Annotated in this window: 18 protein-coding genes; 6 read left to right on the forward strand and 12 right to left on the reverse strand. The window is 58.5% G+C overall.

Annotated features, from left to right (window positions below; translation table 11 throughout):
- Positions 1 to 21: 21 nt before the first annotated feature.
- Positions 22 to 423 carry a YgiW/YdeI family stress tolerance OB fold protein gene (locus U9O48_RS19005; protein ID WP_282494305.1) on the reverse strand — a complete coding sequence of 134 codons (402 nt, stop codon included), beginning with the start codon at positions 421 to 423 and terminating at the stop codon, positions 22 to 24.
- Between the two features lie 149 nt (positions 424 to 572).
- Here U9O48_RS19005 and qseB point away from each other — a divergent pair, with 149 nt between their 5' ends.
- The 4 genes from qseB (at position 573) to U9O48_RS19025 (ending at position 3617) form a co-directional block, all read left to right on the forward strand.
- Positions 573 to 1232, forward strand: a complete 660-nt coding sequence (qseB, locus tag U9O48_RS19010; RefSeq protein WP_324723007.1) for a quorum sensing response regulator transcription factor QseB — start codon at positions 573 to 575, stop codon at positions 1230 to 1232.
- Entirely contained in the window at positions 1229 to 2578 is a 1350-nt protein-coding gene (gene qseC, locus U9O48_RS19015) for a quorum sensing histidine kinase QseC (protein WP_285143982.1), read from the forward strand. The genes qseB and qseC overlap by 4 nt, the downstream gene beginning before the upstream one ends.
- Positions 2579 to 2684: 106 nt before the next feature.
- Complete coding sequence (locus tag U9O48_RS19020) at positions 2685 to 3266, forward strand: NAD(P)H-dependent oxidoreductase (RefSeq protein ID WP_103948117.1); 582 nt, start codon at positions 2685 to 2687, stop codon at positions 3264 to 3266.
- A gap of 36 nt (positions 3267 to 3302) precedes the next feature.
- Entirely contained in the window at positions 3303 to 3617 is a 315-nt protein-coding gene (locus U9O48_RS19025) for a putative quinol monooxygenase (RefSeq protein ID WP_285144002.1), read from the forward strand.
- Between the two features lie 98 nt (positions 3618 to 3715).
- Here the strand turns inward: U9O48_RS19025 and U9O48_RS19030 are convergent, their stop codons facing one another.
- From U9O48_RS19030 to U9O48_RS19040, 3 genes are read right to left on the reverse strand one after another with little or no spacing between them, the layout of a single operon-like run.
- Positions 3716 to 4903: a glycoside hydrolase family 88 protein gene (locus U9O48_RS19030; protein ID WP_285143983.1), complete on the reverse strand. Its 1188-nt coding sequence runs from the start codon at positions 4901 to 4903 to the stop codon at positions 3716 to 3718.
- A 28-nt stretch (positions 4904 to 4931) separates the two neighbouring features.
- On the reverse strand, positions 4932 to 6197 hold the full coding sequence (locus U9O48_RS19035; RefSeq protein ID WP_282494300.1) for an oligosaccharide MFS transporter: 1266 nt from the start codon (positions 6195 to 6197) through the stop codon (positions 4932 to 4934).
- Between the two features lie 33 nt (positions 6198 to 6230).
- Positions 6231 to 8048: a DUF2264 domain-containing protein gene (locus U9O48_RS19040; protein WP_324724416.1), complete on the reverse strand. Its 1818-nt coding sequence runs from the start codon at positions 8046 to 8048 to the stop codon at positions 6231 to 6233.
- Positions 8049 to 8214: 166 nt separating this feature from the next.
- On the opposite strand from U9O48_RS19040, the gene U9O48_RS19045 reads away from it, so the two are divergent.
- On the forward strand, positions 8215 to 9054 hold the full coding sequence (locus U9O48_RS19045) for a helix-turn-helix transcriptional regulator (protein WP_285148275.1): 840 nt from the start codon (positions 8215 to 8217) through the stop codon (positions 9052 to 9054).
- Positions 9055 to 9157: 103 nt separating this feature from the next.
- Here U9O48_RS19045 and U9O48_RS19050 read toward each other — a convergent pair whose 3' ends face one another.
- From U9O48_RS19050 to U9O48_RS19070, 5 genes are read right to left on the reverse strand one after another with little or no spacing between them, the layout of a single operon-like run.
- Positions 9158 to 10045, reverse strand: a complete 888-nt coding sequence (locus U9O48_RS19050; protein WP_285143985.1) for a MurR/RpiR family transcriptional regulator — start codon at positions 10043 to 10045, stop codon at positions 9158 to 9160.
- Positions 10042 to 10989 (reverse strand): iron-siderophore ABC transporter substrate-binding protein, encoded by a 948-nt coding sequence (locus U9O48_RS19055; RefSeq protein WP_285148273.1) that lies wholly within the window; start codon positions 10987 to 10989, stop codon positions 10042 to 10044. The genes U9O48_RS19050 and U9O48_RS19055 overlap by 4 nt, the downstream gene beginning before the upstream one ends.
- 12 nt (positions 10990 to 11001) lie before the next feature.
- Complete coding sequence (locus tag U9O48_RS19060) at positions 11002 to 12039, reverse strand: FecCD family ABC transporter permease (RefSeq protein WP_285148388.1); 1038 nt, start codon at positions 12037 to 12039, stop codon at positions 11002 to 11004.
- An 11-nt stretch (positions 12040 to 12050) separates the two neighbouring features.
- Positions 12051 to 13034 carry a FecCD family ABC transporter permease gene (locus U9O48_RS19065; protein WP_285148272.1) on the reverse strand — a complete coding sequence of 328 codons (984 nt, stop codon included), beginning with the start codon at positions 13032 to 13034 and terminating at the stop codon, positions 12051 to 12053.
- On the reverse strand, positions 13031 to 13843 hold the full coding sequence (locus U9O48_RS19070) for an ABC transporter ATP-binding protein (protein WP_285158782.1): 813 nt from the start codon (positions 13841 to 13843) through the stop codon (positions 13031 to 13033). The genes U9O48_RS19065 and U9O48_RS19070 overlap by 4 nt, the downstream gene beginning before the upstream one ends.
- A gap of 380 nt (positions 13844 to 14223) precedes the next feature.
- Between U9O48_RS19070 and U9O48_RS19075 the strand changes: the two genes are divergently transcribed.
- Positions 14224 to 16365 carry a TonB-dependent siderophore receptor gene (locus U9O48_RS19075; RefSeq protein ID WP_285143989.1) on the forward strand — a complete coding sequence of 714 codons (2142 nt, stop codon included), beginning with the start codon at positions 14224 to 14226 and terminating at the stop codon, positions 16363 to 16365.
- 97 nt (positions 16366 to 16462) lie between these two features.
- Here U9O48_RS19075 and parE read toward each other — a convergent pair whose 3' ends face one another.
- Genes parE through cpdA form a run of 3 tightly spaced genes read right to left on the reverse strand, consistent with a single transcriptional unit; the run spans position 16463 to position 19791 of the window.
- A complete protein-coding gene (gene parE / locus U9O48_RS19080) occupies positions 16463 to 18355 on the reverse strand; it encodes a DNA topoisomerase IV subunit B (protein ID WP_282494293.1) in 1893 nt (630 codons plus the stop codon).
- 27 nt (positions 18356 to 18382) lie between these two features.
- A complete protein-coding gene (yqiA, locus tag U9O48_RS19085; protein ID WP_282494292.1) occupies positions 18383 to 18964 on the reverse strand; it encodes an esterase YqiA in 582 nt (193 codons plus the stop codon).
- The gene (gene cpdA, locus U9O48_RS19090; RefSeq protein WP_282494291.1) at positions 18964 to 19791 is read right to left on the reverse strand and encodes a 3',5'-cyclic-AMP phosphodiesterase; all 828 of its coding nucleotides are present in this window, start codon (positions 19789 to 19791) and stop codon (positions 18964 to 18966) included. The genes yqiA and cpdA overlap by 1 nt, the downstream gene beginning before the upstream one ends.
- Positions 19792 to 19806 lie beyond the last annotated feature (15 nt).

Here is a 19806-nt window from a genome sequence, read left to right on the forward strand (position 1 = left end):
CGGAATCGGCCCTTTTCATCATTATTTGCTCAGTTTGATGACTTGTTTCACGTCGATTTCAAACTCGTTCCACTCTTTATCGACCTTACCCTGGATCTCCACTTTGTCCTGCGGGCTGATGGTCTGTCCGTTCCAGCGTTTGTGGTCAATTTCCACATTCACCGTGCCAGTGGTATCTCGGAACAGATAGCGGTCATCGGACAGGCGCTCGGTGATGTTCCCGCGCAGTTTGACCCAGCTGTCGTCCTTCTGATCTTTCACTTTGGCCGCGGTGGTCAGGTTGGCGTCGTTATCGACAAAACCGCCCTGCTGGGTCTGGGTTTGTGCCGGTGTGGCGGACGGGCCGTTGAATCCGCCCTCTGCTGCAAATACCGGTGCCGTGGTCATCATCATGATTGCCGTAATGGCTGCGAATTTTTTCATCGTTTTCTCTCCCTTTAATGTGGTGTCGAATGCCATTAAACAGGGTAAACCTTAACGACTTCTTAAGGGGAAAATATAAATTTTATTGCTGTACAGCATGATGTCACAGAGGGTTTACTGCACTTATCTCGCGGCATCAAGGAGGGAACATGCGCATTTTACTGGTAGAAGACGACCGGCTGATTGGTGACGGCATCAAAGCGGGCTTAACGAAAATGGGCTTTAGCGTGGACTGGTTCACCGACGGAGCCACCGGGAAAGCAGCAATTTATACCGCGCCTTTCGATGCGGTGGTGCTCGACCTGACGCTGCCGGGCATGGACGGCCTCGATATCCTGCGCGAATGGCGCGAAAACGGGCGCAGCGAGCCGGTGCTGATCCTCACCGCGCGCGATGCTCTCGATCAGCGCGTCGAAGGTTTGCGGCTCGGCGCGGACGACTATCTGTGCAAACCCTTTGCCCTGATCGAAGTGGCGGCGCGCCTCGAAGCGCTGGTGCGGCGCAGCCACGGCAAAACCCGCAGCGAACTGCGCCACGGCCCGGTCACGCTCGACCCGGTCAGTCTGGTCGCGACCCTCAACGGCGAAACGCTGGTCCTCAAACCGAAAGAGTTCGCCCTGCTGGAGCTATTGATGCGTAACGCGGGCCGGGTTCTGCAGCGCAAACTGATCGAAGAGAAGCTTTATACCTGGGACGACGACGTCTCCAGCAACGCCGTCGAAGTCCACGTCCATCATTTACGTCGCAAGCTCGGCAGCCATTTTATCCGCACCGTGCACGGCATCGGTTATACCCTGGGTGACGCATGAAACTGACTCAACGCCTGAGCCTGAAGCTGCGCCTGACGCTGCTTTTTCTGGTGCTGTCCCTCGGCGCATGGCTGGCGGCCAGCGTCGTCGCCTGGCAGCAGACCACCCACAAGCTAGACAAGCTGTTCGATACCCAGCAGATGCTGTTCGCCAAACGGCTGATGACCATGGATCTCGACGAACTTAACGCGCCGGTGCGCATGAGCGACGTACCGAAAAAAGCCAAACACGGCCATCTGGATGACGACGCGCTGGCGTTTGCTATCTACTCCGCCGACGGGAAAATGCTGCTCAACGACGGCGAAAATGGCCGGGATATTCCTTATCACTATCGCCGCGACGGTTTTACGGACGGACGGCTGAAGGACGATAACGACGAATGGCGTTTTCTGTGGCTGAGCGCGCCGAACGGCAAATACCGGATTGTGGTCGGCCAGGAGTGGGAGTATCGCCAGGAGATGGCGCTGGATATTGTCACCTCGCAGCTCACCCCGTGGCTGGTGGCGCTCCCGCTGATGCTGCTGCTGTTGATTGTGTTACTCGCCCGCGAACTGCGTCCGTTGAAAAATCTTGCCCGGACGTTGCGCCAGCGGTCACCCGATGCAACCGATCAGCTGGCGACAAACGGGCTACCGACGGAAGTGCGCCCGCTGCTCGACGCCCTGAATCATCTGTTTACCCGCACCCAGGAGATGATGACCCGCGAGCGGCGCTTTACCTCGGATGCCGCCCACGAACTGCGCAGCCCGCTGGCCGCTCTGAAGGTGCAGACCGAAGTGGCGCAGCTGTCACTCGACGATCCGCAGGCGCAGGAAAAAGCGCTCAAACAGCTGCACGCGGGGATCGACCGCGCCTCGCGGCTGGTGGATCAGCTCCTCACCCTTTCACGGCTTGATTCGCTGGAAAATCTCGATGATATCCAGCCGATCGCGCTGGCGGATCTGCTGCAATCGGCGGTGATGGACAATTACCATCCGGCGCAGCAGGCGGGCATCGAACTGCGTCTGAACATCCACGCGCCTGACGTGGTGCGCTCCGGCCAGCCGCTACTGCTGAGCCTGCTGGTGCGCAATCTTCTGGATAATGCCGTGCGTTATAGCCCGCGCGGAAGCGTGGTAGATGTCACCCTGGAAGCCAACTGTTTTATCGTGCGCGACAACGGGCCGGGAATTTCTGCTGCCGATTTGGCGCGCATCGGCGAGCGTTTTTATCGTCCACCAGGCCAGGAACAGACCGGCAGCGGGCTGGGGTTATCCATCGTCAAACGCATCGCCACCCTGCACGGGATGCGGGTCACCCTTGCCAACGCGCGCGAGGGCGGGTTTGAGGCGACGGTGAGCTGGTAGTCAGATTATTGCCCTGTGAGCAAAAGACTTTGCACATTTTGCTCATTTTTCCGCACCGTTATTACGGGTAACATGACTGCCAAACTCGCCATTCTGAGGACAAATAATGAGCAACATTCTGATTATCAACGGTGCGAAAAAATTCGCCCACTCCAACGGCCAACTGAATGACACCCTGACCGAGGTCGCGGATGGTTTCCTGCGCGACGCCGGGCATGATGTTAAGGTCGTGCGCGCCGATAGCGATTACGACATTCAGGCCGAAGTGCAGAACTTCCTGTGGGCCGACGTGATTGTCTGGCAGATGCCAGGCTGGTGGATGGGCGCGCCGTGGACCGTGAAAAAGTACATGGATGATGTCTTCACCGAAGGTCACGGTTCTCTGTATGCCAGCGATGGCCGCACCCGCTCCGACGCGTCCAAAAAATACGGTTCTGGCGGTCTGCTGCACGGTAAAAAATACATGCTCTCCCTGACCTGGAATGCTCCGCTGGATGCGTTCACCGATGAAGATCAGTTCTTCCACGGCGTCGGCGTAGACGGTGCTTACCTGCCGTTCCACAAAGCTAACCAGTTCCTGGCGCTGGAGCCACTCCCGACCTTTATCGTCAACGACGTGATTAAAATGCCGGACGTGCCGCGCTATATCGCAGAATATCGCAAGCATCTGGCTGAGATTTTTGCTTAACTGGTAGCCTGGAATTAGAAGGAGTTAATCATGTCTATGCTTACTGTTATTGCTGAAATCCGTACGCGTCCAGGTCAACATCACCGTCAGGCGGTGCTGGATGAATTTGCGAAGATTATCCCGACCGTGCTGAAAGAAGAAGGCTGCCACGGCTATGCGCCGATGGTCGACACCGCCGCCGGCGTGAGCTTCCAGACCACCGCGCCCGATTCGATCATCATGGTTGAACTGTGGGAAACCGTGGCACACCTGGAAGCACACCTGCAAACCGAGCACATGAAAGCGTGGAGCGAAGCGGTGAAAGGGAACGTTCTGGAAACGCATATTCGTATTCTGGAGCAAGGGGTTTAAGTTCTGTGGACGTTGCCGGGTGGCACTGCGTTTACCCGGCCTACAAAACCAACCCTAACCCGTAGGCCCGGTAAGCGCAGCGCCACCGGGCTTTTTTATTACCAGTACAACTTCCAGCTCTGCGTAAACCGCACCAGCGCCTCAACGTAGAAATAATCCCCCCAGCTCGCACACTCATCCACCCCTTTATTGCTCGCCAGGTGGTAAACCGAGTGCTTCAGCAGCCCGTTGCCCTTCTCCTCTTTGCCCATCAGATAGTGACGGGTCAACGATGACATCATCCCTTTCGCCCACTCCAGATAACGCTCGCGATCCGGATCGGTCACCGGGAGATGCTTCACCAGCTCCAGCAAACCGCACACCGCAATCGCCGCCGACGACGAATCGCGCAGCGCATCGGTGCCCACCAGCGCCAGATCCCAGTGGCAGACGTAATCCTCCGGCAGTCGATTGAGGAAGTAGTTCGCCAGCCGCTTCGACAGGGCGATCATCGTCTCATCGCCGGTGTAGATGTAGCTCAGCAGGAAGCCGTAAATCCCCCACGCCTGGCCGCGCGACCAGCAGGAGTCGTCCGCATAGCCCTGCTGCGTATTGCCATAGCGCGGCGCGCCGGTTTTCACGTCCATATAGTAGGTATGGAACGTCGAGGCATCCTCGCGGATCAGATATGTCGCCGCCTGCATCACGTGCGCCATCGCAGCCTCAGCAAAGCGCGGATCGCCGGTCTGCTCCGTCGCCCAGTAGAGCAGCGGCAGGTTCATGTTGCAGTCGATGATCATCCGCCCGGCCTGTTCGGGGTCAGAAAGATCGCCCCACGCCTGAATGATTTTCGCCTTCTCATGGAAGCGCTCAAGCAGCGCCTCGGCGGCCAGCAGCGAGAAACCGCGCGCTTCGCGGTTGCCGGTCAGACGCCAGGCCGCCACGCACGACAGGGTATACAGAAAGCCTAAATCGTGGGTATTAGTGTCGTTTCGCCCGGCGATGCGCAGGCCAAACGAGCGCACATTTTTCTCGGCCATCGCGCGGAATTTCTCCTCGCCGCTCATCTCCCACGCCAGCCACAGCTGTCCGGTCCAGAAGCTGGTGGTCCACTCGACGTTGTCCGTCAGGGGATAAAAACCCTCCTCACAGGTTTCCGCCGGGAATTTTTCACCGAACTCCGTTAAATGACGGCTAATCAGTTCGAGGACATGATCCCGCGCCGAACTTAATTCATCCCTGAACACGCGCGCATCAACGGGTGCAGGAATAGCGGACAGGCGTTCCTCTGCGATACGATTTAACATATTTCGGTTCCTTCTTTGACAGCAAAAATTAGCGTGATGGGTGTTGTTCTGCGACGTTAATTGCCTGCGCGCCGCGCCATTTGCTCTGGCAGGCGGATAAGGTAAAGGCAGAAATAAGCGTAAAGGTCAGCGCCGTCGCGCCCATGATGATATAGGTCTGCTCGAAGCCGATGCGGTCATACATATATCCGGCCGGTGAAGAGACCACCACGTTGCCGACATACAGCATCGCCTGATAGCCTAATAAATACATGGTGGCGTTCACGCGTTTATCGAAATGCTCGGCGATATATTTAAATACCGATACCAGCAGGAGACAGATTTCCAGACCGTATAGCGGTTTGAGAATAGAAATTAACAGGTGCGAATCGCACATCCCGGAAATAATCAGGCGCGCGCCGACCACTAATCCGACGATTAATAATCCGCGTTTGGCGCCGATAAAGTTCACGAACAGCGGGATCACCATATACATCAGGAATTCCATCCCCGACTGCACGGTGCCCAGATAACCAAATACCGCGTTGCCCTGATGTACGTCGTCGAAGAAGGTGACGAAGTAGCGCGAGAACTGCTGCTCGGCGATAAACATCATCCACGCCACGCCCGCGACATACAGGCAGAAGGCCCAGAACTTGCGGTTACGCAGCAGCGCGTAGACGTCTGACGGCGCGATTTTCTCTTTGGTCAGCACCTCGCCCGCATGGACGGAGTTAGTGTTCACTTTCAGGTTCAGCAGGACAATCAGCATGATGACCGACGCCACGCTGCCCATGATGAAGTTGTAGGCCGGAGAGAGGTTAAACAGCAGCCCGGAGAACGACGACGCCACCGCCCAGCCGAGCGATCCCCACATACGGATCTGGCCGAACTCCATGCCGTTCAGGCGGCTAAAGCGGTCGGAATAGGATTCGCACGCCGCCACGCCCGCATACCAGGCGAAGCTTAAATAGAGCGCGCCGATAATAATCCCCAGCATCGTGTTGGACATGAGTAACGGCTGATAGACATAAATAAAGAACGGAGCCATCAGCGCCGACATCGCCACCACAAAATAGAGCAGATATTTGCTCATGCCGATTTTATCGAGAATATAGCCATAAATCGGTTTCAGAATAACGGAGAACACGCCGTTCACCGCAAATACGGTGCCAATCACCGAACCGCTGAGATTCGCCTTTTGGCCGAGCCAGATCGCCAGCAGGCCAATACTGGCCGACCAGGTAAAGAAGTAGAGAAAAATAAAGGTACTGATTTTGTAATATTCGGTTTTATTCGTTGAGCTGATTTTCATAGAATCCTCGCCAACTTGTAGGGTCCAGAGTGTTTATATAAAGAACGACAACTGACGTTCGCTTCCCGGCTCGTGGATCACGACCTGGTTATTGTTGATTTGTAGCCGCGGTGTGACCGCGTAGTTTTTCTGTTCTCCACAGGCTGTGACGGCGCAGCAGAGCCAGCTCTCTCCGACCGGGATTTCAGTCGTGAGCACAGGAATCGACGCGCACTGGGCAAACATCACGCTGCTGTTCGGGGGCGTAACAATGCTGTCGGGCTGGCGGGCCATCACGGGTGAGAGATCGACAATCACGCTGCTGCCATTTTCCGCATTCAAAACAGACCCGCGCCCCTGCAGGCGATGTTCTGTCTTGATCACCGCGAATCCGCCCTCCACCGTTTGCAATTTGCGCGCGCTATCAATGCGATGCAGGCGCAAATGCCACTCGCCAAACGGCACCAGCCAGGTATCGATATGCACGTCGTGCCACGGCGACCAGCGGGAGAAAATGAAATTCTCATCGACGCGCACTTCCTCGCAGTCGCGACGACCGCGGAAGTAGTTATCGCCATCACTGAGCAGCAGCATCGAGTCGCAGGCGGCGTGTTTGATGCCGTAGCGCCCGCGCTCAATGGTGAAACCAAAGCGGCTGGAGTAGGCAAATTTGGTGTATTTCGCCTCGGTGTTGACGTAGTTATTCAACTCCAGCTGCCCGGCGGTGAGCAGGGTGACGTGCTGCGAATTGTCGGCGTGGATCAGGATCTGCTGCGCGTTGGGGATCAGGTGTTTTTCCGCGCGTTTCGGCAACGGCTGTTCCTCTGCCTGCCAGAACGGATGATCCTCTTTCAGCGCCAGAATCAGGTAAGTTTTCAGCGCCCAGTACGGCGATCCAGGGGAGTTGTAGTCCTCGCACATCGCCAGATTGGGGTAGGCAAAACCGAGGGTCAGAATACCGTCGCGATCGAGGATCGGCTGCTGCTGCCACCAACGCAGATGGCGCAGAATCACGCCTTTCACAATGCCAGGCGTGAACACATCCAGCTCAGAAAATGCCACCGCGCTCCAGAAAGCGACCATCGCAAAACGGTAGGTCAGGCTGCGCCCAAAGGGGATCGACGCCCCGTCGGCGGCGGACAGGTAAATGAAATCGTCAGCAAACTGGCGCGCGCGGGCTTTCAGCACCGCCGCCCTCGCCTCGTCACCGCTCAGGGTGGCGTAGATCAGGCCGTAGAAGTGGAACGCCATTGAGATGTAATAGTCTTTCGGGCGGCCCACGCCGTCGGAATACCAGCCGTCGCCGAGGTAGTAGGCGTCCATCAGCGCAAAGCGGCGATCGATGGCGGACTGGTCAAACGGCAGTCCGGCGCGTTTAAAACCGAGCTGGACCATAATGGCAAAATAGTTCCAGTTGCTGTCCGGCATTTGTGCATCGGTTATCTGATTCAGCCACGCATGCAGGTTCTGCACCTCGCGCTCGCTGAAGAGATCCGTGAGCCGGTTTTGCAGCAGCGCCAGCCCGAGGCCGTAGGCCGCCATCTCCACCAGACGCTGATCGTAAGGCGCGGTTTCGCCCCAGTAGCCGGCGCTTTGCGGATCGGTGCCCAGTTTGATCGCGGTGATGTATTTCTCGCTATAGGGCGTGCTGTCACCAGACGCCAGCAGCGGGAACAGGCCCCACAGGGCGCGCGACAGCCCTTCCATTTCGGCAATATCCGTCGCGTAGTGCGCGCAGGTATCACCCAGCGAAATACGTGAACTGCCCGGTGCAAACTGGTTATCCAGCGCGCCCAACAGGGAATTTAGCTCCGCCACCACATCCTGACGGGAAGACAATGGTTTTGATGTTTCTTTATTTGCCGCCCACATACGCTCGTCCTCGTAATCATCTGCGGCAAAGAATAGTGAATCCATAACCCTCAGAAATGTTAGCCGTGTCACAGGGAAGAGAGATGAATAAACCCGAAGTTGAGAAAATTTAAAAAGGTGGTTTATAACGAGAAGGAGACGGGGAAAAGTTGAGTTTTATTGCACTATGCTTGATTCGCCAAAATCCGACCATCTGGAGCTGATCACCCTCAACGACACCATCGTGTCGTTCAGCCGCCTGTTCGCCAATACCGTGCGCTATCATCACTGGCATCAGTGTCTGGAAATTCTGTACGTCGAAGAGGGATTTGGCGTGGCGATTGTCGATAACCGTCACTACACCATGCGTCCCGGGCGGATGTTTTTCTTCCCACCGTTTACCCTGCATAAAGTGATGGTGGATGAGCAGGCCGAGGCGATTTATCGCCGCACCATTATCCATCTCGATCACCGGGCGCTGCTGAAAGTGCTGCGCGATTTTCCGCAGGCGCAGCAGCGGCTACAAAAACTGTCGCGACACGGCGGCCCCGCGTGGGTGGCCGACGTGGCGCAAAGTCAGATCCATATTAATCATCTGCTGAACTGCTATCAGCCGCCGATGAACAGCGAAAGCATCGCCAGCCTGCTGATTGGGCTGTTTGCCATGCTGCCGGACGACAGCGACGGCGCGCCGGGGAGCAGTCACGGGATCGCCAGCCAGGTGATGTTCTGGCTGGATGAGAACTATCAGGTCAAATTTAGCCTCGACGCGCTGGCGCTTGAGCTGGGTAAATCCCGCAGCTATGTGTCGCGTAAATTCCACGCGGAGACGGGCGAGAAAATTCACGATTACCTGAATACGCTGCGACTGCGAAAGGCCTGTGAGTGCCTGTTGCACAGTGACGAGAGCGTGCGGGATATCGGTGCGCGGGTCGGATTTTCGGATGTGACGTATTTTATCAGCGCGTTTAAGAAGGGGATCGGCGAGACGCCGCTGCAGTATCGGAAGAATCATTCGGGCGCTTGAGCGAGTTTTGCATTGACCTTGTAGGCCGGGTAAGGCGAAGCCGCCACCCGGCGTTTTGCCCGGCGGCGCTGCGCTTGCGCGGGCCTACGAAAACCGGTCGGCTTTATGCACTTTTCTTCCCCGGCTTTAATCCGCGGTGAAACTCGTTGATACGCTTCATGGACTTGATCGTACGCTGCGGCGCGGTGGAAGCCACGGATAACACAATCATCTCCAGACACAGCATCACCGTGCCGTGCAGCGGGATTTTGCCCTTCTCGTTCCCGCGCGGAACGTGGATCACCACGCTCGCCTCTTTGCTGAACCGCGAATCGACGGCATTGGTCAGCAGAATGGTCGGTATACCTAAACGCCGAGCTTCGCGCAGAGTGGTCTGCCCTTCCCGGTGCGCGGATTTTTGCGCCATCATCACCAGCACATCCCCGCGCTGGAGGTCGATAAGCTGCTCGGCGAGGTTAATCCCGGTACGGTTTAGCGCCGTGGCGGGCAGGCCGATGCGGCTGAACAGTCGGGCGGTGTATTCCGCCAGAATCCCCGAGGCACCGATGCCGAAAATCGCCACCTGGCGCGCCTCGCCCAGCAGCGCCACCGCCTGCGCCAGGGCGTAACGGTTGGCGGGTTCAGACAGCACTTCGCAGGTGTGCTGATGCCCCTCCAGAACAAAATCGATGCTCGAATTAACGTCGCTGGTCAGCGCCTTCACGGTGGTGGTGATCTTCTCGCTGGAACTCAGCGTCGGGCCAAACCAGTGCTCCAGCGTCTGTTTCAGATCGCGCAGTCCGGCAAAGCCCAGCGCCTGAATGGCGCGCACCACGGTGGCATCGGAGGTTTTCAGCGTGGCGGCGATCTCCATCGCCGTTTGCTCCATCACCGCTTCACGGTTGTCGTTGATGTAGCTGGCGACCAGCAGCAGGCGTGGCGTCAGCTGATGCCCACGGGCGCGAAAACGCTCGCCATACACGTCCACTCGCGATTTGTCTTTTCGGATCATTTCGCCTCCGGTAGCGGACGACCAGCGATCTGTGACTGGATCTGCGCGGCCATTAACCCCAGCGAGGCGAAGGAGTTGGAGATCGCCTCTTCGCGTGAAATCAGCACGTAATGCCCGGTGCGGCAGGCGTTGAGGAACTGGCACCAGCCGGGCATCACGGCATCCATCGCCGCCAGCTCGTCCTGCGGTTTACCGCCCGTGTCGCCGCGCCAGGTGGCAAACACGAAATCCGCATCCAGTTCCGGCAGGCGTTCGGCGCTGACGTCAATGCGCCCGCCCTCGGGAATGCTCTCGACCAGCGGCGGGAAAGTAAACCCGGCGTCACGCAGCACGCGGCCCAGGGAGTGATAGCTGTGCATGACGGTGATTTTGCCCTGATTGGCCTGGATCACTGAGACGCTGATTTTCTTCGTCTCGATCGTCGCTTTTAGCGCGCTGATCTGATCATGATAGCGACGCTCAAGGAGCTTGAGCCGTTCCTGGGTTCCGGTCAGCTGCGCCAGTTTACGGTAGATTTCCGGCGCACCGCCGTCGAGGTGATCGATGCTCACCGTCGGCGCGATTTTCTCCAGCTGCGCTACCGGCGTATTGCGGGTCGGCTCGGTGATGATCAGATCCGGTTTGGCGGCGGCGATGGCTTCGATATCAATATCCGCCGTGCCGATAAACTGAATCGACGAATTGTCGAAATCCACGCCCGTCAGCAGCCCGCCGGAGCGAATAAAATGGCTGCCATCCGGACGCGTGCGCCCGTGGCTGGCCACCGGCGGCACGCCGAGTTCGATCAGCGGAATAGTGATGTCGAGATCGTGCAGCGACACGATGCGTTTCGGGTGCAGGGGCACCGTCACCGTGCGCCCCAAATCATCCGTAAACGTCTGAACCGGTTCGGCTGCGCTCGCGGAAAACCCCGCCAGCAGCAGCATCAATAACATGACGCGCATACCCTTCCCCTTTTAAAACCTGTCCCGGCGCGCCCAGAGCAACACCAGGAAAAATGGCCCGCCAATCAGCGAGATAACAATGCCCGCGGGCAGTTGCAGCGGCAGAAACGCCAGTCGGCCGATGTTGTCTGCCAGCAGAACCAGCAGCGCACCCAGCGCCGCACTGCCCACCAGCAGCGTGGTCTGGCCGCCGCGCAGCAGAAAACGCGCCATGTGCGGGGCGATCAAACCAACAAATCCAATACTCCCCACGCAAGAGACGCAGGCCGCCGTCAGCAGCACCGGGGCCAGCACGCGCAGCAGCGCCAGACGCGAGATGCGCACGCCGAGCCCGGTGGCAGTGTGGTTGCCGAGCAGGGCAACATCCGCCGCACGGGCCGTGAACAGCAGCAAAGCAAACGCGGGCAGCGCCCAGCCCGCCGCCACGCTCACCAGCGTCCAGTTTGCAGCATGCAGGCTTCCCGCCAGCCATAGCAGCGCGGTCTGCACGTCGCGCACGTCTGCGGTGGTCATGAACACGCCCATCCCGGCGGCGAAGGCCCAGGAGACGCCAATCCCAATCAGGATGAAACGCGGACGGGAGATATCACGGGCGAGAAGCACCACCAGCAGCGCGGTCAGCAAGCCGCCCGCCATTCCCACCACCGGACGCCAGAGCACTGACAGCGCCGGGAACTGGAATATCAGCAGCAGCACCGCCACGCTACAGCCCTCTTTCACCCCGATAAGACCGGGATCGGCCAGCCCGTTGCGAGTGATGGACTGCATCGCCGCCCCGGCCATGCCGAGCATCGCCCCGCAGAGCAGCGCCATCAGCAGGCGCGGCAGACGGATCTCCTGCACGATGTAACGCGCGTCGGCGCTCAGGACCTCGGGATAAAACAGGGCGCGCGCCACGTCGGACGTGGGGATCGGCAGCGTGCCGTGGGTCAAGCCCAGCACCAGCAGCGCAGCGATCAGTGCCATGAGTCCTGCCAGCCAGGCCAAGGCCTTGGGGCGAATCAATGTTGAAAACCGGCCCCAACGCAGCGGGCGCAACTCAGCGCGCAGCACGGCCCGGCTCATCGGAACATCCTCGCGGCCATCAGGATAAACACCGGCGCACCTACCAGGGCCGTCATCACGCCGGTCGCCAGTTCGTGCGGCGTAAACAGAGTGCGGGCCGCGATATCCGCCAGCAGTAACACCAGCGCGCCGCAGCAGGCCGAGAGCGGGACCATCACACGCAAATCCACCGACACCAGACGGCGGATAATCTGCGGGACGACGAGCCCGATAAAGCCAATCGGCCCGGCAATCGACACCGCTGCGCCGCACAGCAACGCAATGGCGATCAGGGCAAGTATCCGCATGCGCACGAGCGAGACGCCTAGCCCCTGCGCCATGCGATCGCCCAGCGCCAGCATGTTCAGGGAAGGCGAAATCCACACGGCAAGCGCCAGTCCCACCGCCGTAACCCAGGCGGCGTTTTGCGTCGTTGCCCAGCTTAAGCCCGCCAGATCGCCCGCCAGCCAGGTGCGCATCGCCAGCAGGGTTTGTTCATCGAGGATCAGCACCGCCGCAGTAATCGACGACGCAAACGCCGACAGCGCCACACCGCAGAGGGTCACTTTCATCGGCGTCAGGCCGGTGCGTCCGGCAGACGACAGGGTGAGCACCAGCAGAAACAGGATCGCCGCCCCCGCCGCCGCAATCAGCGGACGCCCTACCGGGAGCGCCAGCCCGAGGGCGCTGGTGATGACCACGGCCAGCGCGGCGCCAGCGTTTAAGCCGAGAATATGCGGTTCGCCGAGAGAATTGCGGATCACCGCCTGCAGCAGCACGCCCGCCACGCCGAGCGCGGCACCGGTGGTCAGCGCTGCCGCCAGACGCAGCAGGCGCAGATTGATGATCACGTTGTGGTCGAAGTTGCGCGGATCAAACGCCAGAAACGCCTGCACCACGGCCTGCGGAGCGATAAAGCGCGCGCCGAGGCCGAGATGGACAATGGCGCCCATCAGCAGCAGCGCCAAAAATACGACGGAAGCCAGACTCGTGCGCATCATGCTGTTACGCCGCTGCGGCGAAACGGGATAAAGAAGGGTTTGCCGGTCATCGGGTTGATGGACATTTGCACGTCGACATCGAACACGGTTTTGATAAGTGTAGGCGTGCAGACGTCGCCCTCGTGCAGCACGCCCTCCACCTTGCCTTCGCGTAAGAACACCAGCGTATCGCCGTAGTTCACCGCAAAATTGAGATCGTGGAGCACCACCACGACGGTACGCCCGTGATGACGGGTGAGATCGTGCAGCAGTTCGAGGATCTCCACCTGATAGCGCAGATCGAGGAAGGTCGTGGGTTCGTCCAGCAGAATGGTGGGCGTTTGCTGGGCCAGCGCCATCGCGATCCAGCAGCGCTGACGCTGACCGCCGGAGAGACTCTCGACGGGCAGATGCGCGAAAGCCTGGGTGCCCGTCAGACGGAGCGCCTCTTCGACCGCCAGCTCGTCGGCGTCGGTCCACTGGCGCATAAAGTTCTGCCACGGAAAACGCCCGCGCGACACCAGCTCAAACACCGTCAGCCCTTCTGGCAGCAGCGGCGATTGCGGCAAAATGCCCAGCTCGCGCGAGACCGCTTTGGTCGGCTGGTCGTGGATCGCTTTGCCGTCCAGCAAGACTGTGCCGCCCATCGGCTGCAGCAGGCGCGCCATGGTGCTGAGGAGCGTCGATTTCCCGCAGCCGTTCGCCCCGACCAGCACGGTCATTTTTTCAGAGGGAATAGTGAGGGAAATATCATCGACGATGATGTTTTTCTGATAGCCAGCAGAGAGGTTTTCAAGAACCAGCCCCTGCTTTGTCGCGTTATGAGCCACGTGTACGCCAACTTAATCAAATAACCAATAAATAAAAATAAATCTCATTCTCTTTTGTGAGTTTGCCGCTGCGCCATGTAGTAGTCAAGGGGATAAACACCCTAAAAAAACCAGGGATTAATGGGCTGTATCGCTTTAAGGAATCACTTAATTAATTCCATATTTTCATAGCATTAAGAGTTTCATGGCTATCGCAAATCCGACGATTTTTGACTGTAGCCGAATTTTGCTTTTTTCCATTTACTACTACATTCCCGCATGCTTGAATGATTCTCAATTACATACCCGATACCGGACAGGCAAACGGGTAGCGCTTTACGGGCAATGACACACCATCTTCATCCGCGACCCTTCGCGGGTATTTCGGGAAAACAGATTTAATGGCTAAGTTCACACCTTCATTCTCTGGGATTAAAGGGCGCGCGCTCTTTTCACTGCTGTTCCTCGCCCCCTTCGCACAGGCGGCCGACAGCGCCACCGCGAAAGACGGCGAAACCCTGACCGTCACCGCCGATACGTCTGCGAAAACGGATGCCACCAACGGCTATCAGCCGCTGAACACCTCCACCGCCACGCTCACCAACATGCCGATGCTGGATATCCCGCAGGTGGTGAATACCGTGAGCGACAAGGTGCTGGAAGATCAGCACGCCACCACGCTCGACGAAGCGCTGTATAACGTCAGCAACGTGGTGCAAACCAACACCCTCGGCGGCACGCAGGATGCGTTCGTGCGCCGCGGTTTTGGCGCCAACCGTGACGGGTCGATCATGACCAACGGCCTGCGCACCGTGCTGCCGCGCAGCTTTAACGCCTCGACGGAGCGCGTCGAAGTGCTGAAAGGCCCGGCGTCGACGCTGTATGGCATTCTCGATCCCGGCGGGCTGATCAACGTGGTGACAAAGCGTCCGGAGCAGCAGTTTGGCGGCTCGATCTCGGCGACCTCCACCAGCTTTGGCGGCGGCACCGGACAGCTCGACGTGACCGGTCCGATTGAAGGCACGCGTCTTGCCTATCGCCTGACGGGGGAATATCAGAAAGAGGATTACTGGCGCAATTTCGGCAAAGAGCGCAGCACCTTTATCGCGCCGTCCCTGACCTGGTTTGGCGACGACGCGACCGTCACGGTGCTCTATTCCCACCGCGATTATCAGACCCCGTTCGATCGCGGGACGATCTTCGATCTGACGACCAAACAGCCGGTGAATGTGGATCGCAAAACGCGCTTTGACGAACCCTTCAACATTACCGACGGGGAGTCCGATCTGGCCCAGCTGAACGCCGAATACCGTCTCAACAGCCAATGGACCGCGAAATTCGACTACAGCTTTAGCCAGGATAAATACACGGATAATCAGGCGCGCGTGATGGCCTATGACTCCGCCACCGGCAACCTGACCCGCCGCGTGGACGCCACCCAGGGTTCGACCCAGCGCATGCACTCAACCCGCGCGGATCTGCAGGGCAACGTGGATATTGCCGGGTTTTACAATGAGATCCTGACCGGGGTGTCGTACGAGAATTACGATCTGCTGCGCACGGACATGATCCGCTGTAAGAACGTGAAAGATTTCAATATCTACAATCCGTCTTATGGCAATCTGGGTAAATGTACGACCGTGTCGGCCTCCGACAGCGACCAGACCATCAAGCAGGAGAGCTACTCCGCCTACGTGCAGGATGCGCTCTATCTGACGGATAAATGGATTGCGGTCACCGGCCTGCGCTATCAGTCTTACACTCAGTACGCGGGGAAAGGCCGTCCGTTTAACGTCAACACCGACAGCCGCGACGACCAGTGGACGCCGAAAGCGGGCCTGGTCTACAAGCTGACGCCGCAGGTGTCGTTGTTCGCCAACTACTCGCAGACGTTTATGCCGCAGTCGTCTATTGCCAGCTACATTGGCAACCTGCCGCCGGAAACGTCGAATGCCTACGAAGTGGGCGCCAAGTTTGACCTGTTCGACGGGATTACCGCTAATATCGCGCTATTTGATATTCATAAGCGCAACGTGCTCTACACGGAGAGCGTGGGAGATGAGACGGTGGCGAAAACCGCCGGTCGCGTGCGTTCTCAGGGCGTGGAAGTGGATCTGGCGGGCCGTTTGACCGAGAACACCAACGTGATCGCCAGCTATGGCTACACGGACGCGAAGGTGCTGGAGGATCCGGACTACGCGGGCAAACCGCTGCCGAACGTGCCGCGTCATACGGGTTCTCTGTTCCTGACTTACGATATTCAAAACGCGATCGGCGGGAATACCCTGACGCTCGGCGGCGGCGGGCATGGCGTGAGCCGTCGCTCTGCGACCAACGGTGCGGATTACTATCTGCCGGGCTATTTTGTGGCTGACGCCTTTGCGGCGTACAAGCTGAAGTTACAGTATCCGGTGACGCTGCAGCTGAACGTGAAAAACCTGTTTGATAAGACCTACTACACGTCGTCGATTGGCACCAATAACCTGGGCAACCAGATTGGCGATCCGCGCGAAGTGCAGTTTACGGTGAAGATGGATTTTTGATTGGTGCGGGGTTTCCCCTCACCCTAACCCTCTCCCCAAAGGGGCGAGGGGATCGATCGTAGGCCCGGTAAGCGTAGCGCCACCGGGCTTTTTCGCATCAACCTTCGATATCCGCCAGATCGCCTTTTTCCTGCAACCAGTTGCGTCGATCTTCGGAACGTTTCTTGGCTAACAGCATGTCCATCATGGCGTTGGTCTGCTGTTCGTCTTCGTCGCTGATCACTAGCTGCACCAGACGGCGGGTGTTCGGGTCCAGCGTGGTTTCACGCAGCTGCATCGGGTTCATCTCACCCAGCCCTTTAAAGCGCTGGACGTTTGGTTTGCCTTTCTTGCGTTTCAGCTGCTCCAGCACGCCCGCTTTCTCTTCTTCCGTCAGGGCGTAATAGACCTCTTTGCCGAGATCGATACGGTACAACGGCGGCAGTGCGACGTGGACGTGACCGTTCTTCACCAGCGTACGGAAGTGTTTCACGAACAGCGCGCACAGCAGCGTGGCGATGTGCAGACCATCGGAGTCCGCATCCGCGAGGATACAGATCTTGCCGTAGCGCAGCTGGCTCAGGTCGTCGCTGTCTGGATCGATGCCGATCGCCACCGAGATGTCATGCACCTCCTGCGAGGCCAGCACTTCATCAGAAGAGACTTCCCAGGTGTTCAGGATCTTACCCTTCAGCGGCATGATCGCCTGGAATTCACGGTCGCGCGCCTGTTTGGCAGAGCCGCCCGCCGAGTCACCTTCCACGAGGAACAGTTCGGTGCGATTCAGATCCTGCGCGGTACAGTCGGCCAGTTTGCCCGGCAGGGCCGGACCGCTGGTCAGCTTTTTACGCACCACTTTCTTCGCCGCACGCATACGGCGCTGGGCGCTGGAGATCGCCATTTCCGCCAGCATTTCGGCGGTCTGAATGTTCTGGTTCAGCCACAGGCTGAAGGCGTCTTTTACCACGCCGGAAACGAAGGCCGCGCACTGACGCGAGGAGAGACGCTCTTTGGTCTGCCCGGCAAACTGCGGATCCTGCATTTTGACCGACAGCACATACGCGCAGCGATCCCAGATATCTTCCGCCGAGAGCTTCACGCCGCGCGGCAGAATGTTGCGGTATTCGCAGAATTCACGCATCGCATCCAGCAGACCCTGACGCAGACCGTTGACGTGCGTACCGCCCTGCATGGTTGGGATCAGGTTGACGTAGCTTTCCGTCAGCAGTTCACCGCCTTCCGGCAGCCACAGCAGCGCCCAGTCGACCGCTTCCGTATCGCCGGAGAAGTTACCGAGGAACGGTTTTTCCGGCAGCGTCGGCAGGCCGTTAATCGCCTCGCCCAGATAGTCGTTCAGACCATCCTGATAACACCAGCGCTGCTCGCTGCCGTTCACTTCGTCTTTGAAGGTGATTTCCACGCCAGGGCACAGCACCGCTTTCGCTTTCAGAATGTGCGTTAAGCGCGAGACGGAAAAACGCGGGCTGTCGAAGAAGCTTTCGTCGGGCCAGAAGTGGACGCTGGTGCCGGTATTGCGTTTGCCGCAGGTGCCGATGACCTGCAGTTCCTGAACTTTGTCGCCGTTTTCAAAGGCGATGTTGTAGACCTGGCCGTCGCGGCGCACGGTCACTTCCACGCGCTTAGACAGGGCGTTAACCACGGAGATCCCCACGCCGTGCAGGCCGCCGGAGAACTGGTAGTTTTTATTGGAGAACTTACCGCCCGCGTGCAGACGGCAAAGGATCAGTTCAACGGCCGGGACACCCTCTTCCGGGTGAATATCGACCGGCATACCGCGCCCGTCGTCGATCACTTCGAGCGACTGGTCGGCGTGCAGGATCACGTCGATGCGTTTGGCATGGCCTGCCAGTGCTTCATCGACGCTGTTATCAATTACTTCCTGGCCCAGGTGGTTTGGGCGCGTGGTATCGGTGTACATCCCAGGGCGGCGGCGAACCGGCTCAAGCCCGGTGAGTACCTCAATGGCATCAGCGTTATAGGTTTGCGTCATGATTTAGCTAGCAATTCGCATTGGTTGTCAGAGGCTGTGCAGCCCAAGAAAATCGACAATCTGGGTGAAATGATTCTCAAAGCCCGTGAAAGCATGGTTTCCGCCTTCTTCTACAGTCTGGCGGCAAGACGCGTAATACGCCACCGCCTGGCGGTAATCCAGCACTTCATCACCCGTCTGTTGCAGCAGCCAGAGGAGATCTGGCGCGTCCAGCGGGTCTATTTGCATCACTTTGAGGTCGTAAATATGGCGTGACTCTAGCACATATTGCTGCCCCGTGTAGGGGTTCTCGTTGTGGCCGAGAAAGTCCGTCAGCAGCTCAAACGGGCGTACCGCCGGGTTAACCACGACCGCAGGCAGCATGAAGCATTGCGACAGCCAGGTGGCGTAATAACCGCCCAGCGACGAGCCGACGACGCCGAAGGATTCTCCGCCGTGTTCCATCACGATGGACTCGAGCATTTCGGCGGCGTCCGCCGGGTAGGGCGGCAGCTGCGGGACGATCATCTCGATGTGCGGATGATGCTCGCTAAGCCACTGGCGAAACTGGGTCGCCTTCGCAGAACGCGGGGAGCTATTAAACCCGTGCAGGTAGAGGAGCGTAGACATCAGTATCCTTCTGAAGCGGTGTCCGGGCGGAACTGCGCGCCTTCCAGACGACAAACTTCCGTGGTCAGCCGGCCATCCGCATGGAGGTCCAGCCAGCGCCATCCCGGCGCAATGGTATCTAAAGTAAAGTTGGCGCAGTGGGGTTTAAACTGTACGCAGGTTGACGGGGTCGCCAGCAGACGGCGGCCATTCCAGTCGAGATCTTGTTCCTGGTGAATGTGTCCGCACAGCAGATTATTCACATGAGGATATTTCGAGAGCACGCGATCCAGCGCGGCAGAGTTGCGCAGACTGTGCTGATCGAGCCAGCTGCATCCCGCCGGAAGCGGGTGATGGTGCAGCAACAGCAGAGTGTGGCGATCTGGCACATCAATGAGCTTGTTCTCAAGCCACTCGAGCTGGAAATCACTCAACTCACCGTGCGGCACGCCGAACACCTGGGTGTCGAGCAGCAGGATTTGCCAGTGATCGCCCACGAACACGCGCTTGGCCGGGGAGATCCCCGCTTCCTGCAACGCACTGTACATGGCAGGCTGGAAGTCGTGATTGCCCGGTAACCAGACGCAAGGCACGCTGAAGCTCGCGATCCCGGTAGCAAAATGCTGATAGGCCGCGGCGCTTTGATCCTGTGCCAAATCGCCGGTCGCGACGATTAAATCGCAGTCGCGGTTTTCGGTACGAATGGCATCAAGTACAGCCTGATAACTCTCCCAGGTGTTGACCCCCAGCAGCGTTTCATGCTTTTCGGCGAACAGGTGAGTATCAGTAATTTGTAATATCCTGACTGGCGCCCCACCAGCAACAGTCAGGTTCAACAGGCTTTCCAAATGGTGTCCTTAGGT

It is taken from the genome of Lelliottia sp. JS-SCA-14, assembly GCF_035593345.1.
Classification (GTDB): Bacteria; Pseudomonadota; Gammaproteobacteria; order Enterobacterales; family Enterobacteriaceae; genus Enterobacter; species Enterobacter wanjuensis.